The organism is Nocardia sp. NPDC004260 (assembly GCF_053603155.1).
Window position 1 is genome coordinate 1 of sequence record NZ_JBSGEZ010000184.1, and the last position, 3,887, is coordinate 3,887.

The window sequence follows — 3,887 nt, forward strand, 5'->3', positions numbered from 1 at the left end:
CTGGCGCAATCAGCACGCCGAACCCATCCGCGACTTCGCCGTCGGATCCAAGATCCGCCACCCCGATTACCTACCGAAGGTTGCCTGACGGGGCACTAGATTATCCGTTGTGAGCATTGTTTCTTCAAACGTTTCCTCCGACATCAATTCCTCGCTTCGAGCTCCGCGCCCAAGGCGGTGGGACCGCGCCGGTCGATGAGGGGGCGGTGTTCACCGCGGTGGTGTTCGTGCTGACCAGCGGGTGTGCGCGGCGGACGCGGTCCTAATTGCCGGCGCTGCGCGTTGGGCCGCCGGCTGGGCCGGGAAGCTGCACACGCTCGTCGCAGTCTCTGCAGCTCCGGCAGATCGTTCGTGCCGTAGACCCCGAAGTTCTCACCCCGCAAGTACGCGGCATGCTGAGCGTCGGCGCGCGCCGCGACTTCAGCAGCAGTGGCGGCCCGCTCCGCGCCACCTGCTACCGCAGCAACCCGGCGCAGGCCGCCATGACAACTGCCCCGGCGATCGAGGCGGGGAAGTTCTCGGTGGCGTTGTTGACGAGGCCCCCGATCAGCAGGCACAGACCGACCCCGATCCCGATGCCCGCCGACAGCTTCGGGTACGTGCGGACCAATTTGATCAGTTCCCGCACCCACTGCGGTCGGGCGTCCGGGTTCGCCCACCAATACAGCACGAACAACGGCCACCCGAACAGGAACAGCAGTACCTGCCCGACGGTCGGCTCGGTACGGCTGGCCTGCGGAATGCCGCGCACCGGGGCCGCTATTCGCTGCGGGGCCTACCATTTCGCTGTCGACGGGACTTTCTGGACTGCACCATCGAATGCTATTCCCGACCGATGTCGGACGCGTCGCGTTTCGACGGCCCAAGGTTGTGCCGAACCTGTTCACAACAGGCGGAGAAAGGGCGCCGCGTCACTTCATCGCCTCACCGATTCGGATGGCCCGGACACGCGCGTCCGAGATGATGAACGCCGAAGCAGCGATTCGGGAACGGTGGAAGCTACCTGCACACCGGTGGGGCGCTCGTAGATGACGGTCGAGTCCGTCGCGATCAGCCAACGCCCACCCGCGATCGGCGTAGCAGAGGTCTCCACGTAGATTTCGGCTGCTGCGCGCAGGCACAACTTGCTCCCGCGCCCGCCCTCGCGGCTCAGCCCGAGTGAACCGCTCTCCGATCCTCGCCATCAACGAATCCAGCTCGGCCACAGCACGATCCAACACCACACGACAGGTCTACCAATCACACGAGTGCAGTTGCAGCATTAGTGCTGCGTTCCTCAATGATCATGTATCTTGTTGCTGGTCTTGGTGGTTCGGGTGTGGTCGAGGTGGGTTCTGCCGAAGGTTTTGGTTGCGCGTCCGGCGCGAGATGTGCTGGAGGAGCGCAAGATTCGCAAGCTCGCCGCGGCTCGTCATGCGCCTGGGGATTGGATCCGGCGGGCGCGGATGATCACGGCGAGTTGGGACGGAAAGTCTACTGCGCAGATCGCGGGCGAGCTGGGCTGTCATCCACAGACGGTGCGAGAACGGTTGCACCGGTTCAACACTCATGGCTTGGACGGGCTGGGCGATCGACGAGGGGCGGGACGCAAGCCCCGGCTGACCGAAACAGAGCGCAGTCGCGTCGTAGCCTTGGTCGCCACGACACCGCCGGGGCGTTTGACCCGACGCTGTGACGGTGCTCTGGAGGCCGATCAGGACGGGGCACCGTCGTGCTGGACCTTGGATTCGCTCACCGCGGCACTACGCGACGAGGGGATAGTCGTCGGCCGAAGTCAGGTGGAGGAATTGTCAAAACCTGTGGTTTGGTCTGTTTCAGGCGACCTCCGTTCGGGTGGTGTCGGTCGGGCCGGTTGACGGGTCCGGGGTGATTTCGCGGGGGCGTTCGAGGAGCTTGCCCTTGTGGAACAGGGCTCCGGCGCGGACGAGGGCGACGAGTTCGGGCGCGTTGACCTTGCGCCAGCGGGCCTGGGCGGCCTCGATCAGTTTGTAGGCCATGGCGATTCCCGCCGCCCGTGAGCCCGGCCCTTTGGTGACTTTCGTGCGTAGTCGCACGGTGGCGAAGGTGGATTCGATCGGGTTGGTGGTGCGCAGGTGGATCCAGTGCTCGGCCGGGTATTTGTAGAACTCGAGCAGGACGTCGAGGTCGTCGGTGATTTTGGCGACCGCTTTGGGATACTTCTTGTCGTAGTCGATCTCGAAGGCTTTGATCGCGAGTTGTGCCTTGTCGATGTCTTCGGCGTTGTAGATGTCCTTCATCGCCGCGAGCGCGCCTGGTTGTGCCGATTTCGGTAGTGCGGCGAGAACATTCGCTGACTTGTGGAACCAGCATCGCTGTTCCCGGGTTTGCGGGAACACATCGCGCAACGCTTTCCAGAACCCGAGCGCGCCGTCCCCGACGGCCAGCACCGGCGCGGTCATGCCACGGCGGCGGCAGTCCCGCAGCAGATCGGCCCATGATTCGGTGGACTCGCGGTAGCCGTCGCTGATGGCGACGAGCTCCTTGCGGCCGTCGGCACGCACCCCGATCATCACCAGCAGGCATAGTTTCTCCTGCTCGAGACGCACTTTGGTGTGGATACCGTCGACCCACAAATACACGTAATCGGTGCCGGACAGATCCCGGGAGGCGAACGCGCGGGCCTCGTCCTGCCACCCGGCGGTCAAGCGGGTGATCGACGCCGCCGACAACCCGGCACCGGAACCGAGGAACTGCTCGAGCGCAGGACCGAAATCACCGGTGGACAGCCCATGCAGATACAGCAGCGGCAGCACCTCGGTGACCTGCGGCGACTTGCGCGCCCAAGCAGGCAGAATCGCCGAGGAAAACCGTTGCCGCTCAACGGATTCCGGATCGACCCGCTTGTCGTTCACCCGAGGCGCCCGCACCGCCACCGCGCCTGCCGCGGTGAGGACTTCCCGCTCGGCGTGGTAGCCGTTACGCACCACCAGGCGATGACCGTTCTCATCGAGCTGGTCAGCGAACTGGGCGATATAGGCCGCGACCTCGGCCTTCAACGCAGCGGCGAGCATCTGCCGGGCACCATCGCGGACGATTTCATCGAGCAACGACCGGGACGAGGCGCCCTCATCGTCGGAGGCGGATGTGTTCTGAACTACCGTGAGCACGGACGTATCTTCCCGACCGGCGTTGGCGCGCCGGCGTGATCAAGACATTGGACTGATAGATCATCCGGGAAGGTGCGTCCTTCCCGTCATCCACAGGTCTTGATCATTTCTCCGTCAGGTGCGCAGAATTCTTGTGGCAGAGGGGGTTCGATGGCGTAGGCCGCGGTCGTGGACGACAAGCAAGGACCCGTACTTCGTCCCAAAAGGACCCCCATCGTCGGTCTCTACACGCAGCCACCAGAAGGCGACACGGTAGTCTGCGCCGACGAGTTGGGCCCGGTCTCGCCCCGCACCTTCGCACCCCCGCCCGGGTGGTCGGTCGACGGGCACCGGATCAAGGCACCCCTGGAATACTCGCGAGGCCCCGACAGGGTCTGGGTATACGGATCGATCCGCGTCCGCGACGGACACGCCGTCACGCTCACCGCCTCCTCCCGCAACAGCGTCAACTATCAGCGTTTCCTGGAACTGATCGAACAGGCCAACCCGGTCGGCGATATCTACGTGATCACCGACAACCTGTCCAGCCACAACAGCAAATCCACTCGCGAATGGCTCGAAACCCACGACCGCATCAAACACGCGTTCATCCCAGTCGGAGCGTGCTGGCTCAACCTGCAAGAGCCTTGGTGGCGGATCTTCCGCCGCGAAGCCCTCGCCGGCCTGCGATTCCCCTCGTACCGTGGAGGCCTGACCATAGAGGAAGGCCATGGCGGAGAAGAGACGGAAGTTCGATCAGGAGTTCAGAGCGGGTGCGGT

Annotated in this window: 4 protein-coding genes; 2 read left to right on the top strand and 2 right to left on the bottom strand. The window is 64.4% G+C overall.

Features of this window, described 5'->3' with window-relative positions:
* Positions 1-454: 454 nt before the first annotated feature.
* Entirely contained in the window at positions 455-751 is a 297-nt protein-coding gene (locus ACWEO7_RS38415) for a hypothetical protein (RefSeq protein ID WP_452430642.1), read from the bottom strand.
* Positions 752-1,370: 619 nt separating this feature from the next.
* On the opposite strand from ACWEO7_RS38415, the gene ACWEO7_RS38420 reads away from it, so the two are divergent.
* A complete protein-coding gene (locus tag ACWEO7_RS38420; RefSeq protein WP_452430648.1) occupies positions 1,371-1,856 on the top strand; it encodes a helix-turn-helix domain-containing protein in 486 nt (161 codons plus the stop codon).
* Here ACWEO7_RS38420 and ACWEO7_RS38425 read toward each other — a convergent pair.
* Positions 1,815-3,128 carry an IS256 family transposase gene (locus ACWEO7_RS38425; protein WP_452430644.1) on the bottom strand — a complete coding sequence of 438 codons (1,314 nt, stop codon included), beginning with the start codon at positions 3,126-3,128 and terminating at the stop codon, positions 1,815-1,817. The genes ACWEO7_RS38420 and ACWEO7_RS38425 overlap by 42 nt on opposite strands.
* A gap of 168 nt (positions 3,129-3,296) precedes the next feature.
* Between ACWEO7_RS38425 and ACWEO7_RS38430 the strand changes: the two genes are divergently transcribed.
* A partial coding sequence (locus ACWEO7_RS38430; RefSeq protein ID WP_452430646.1) for an IS630 family transposase occupies positions 3,297-3,887 on the top strand: 591 nt, incomplete at its 3' end.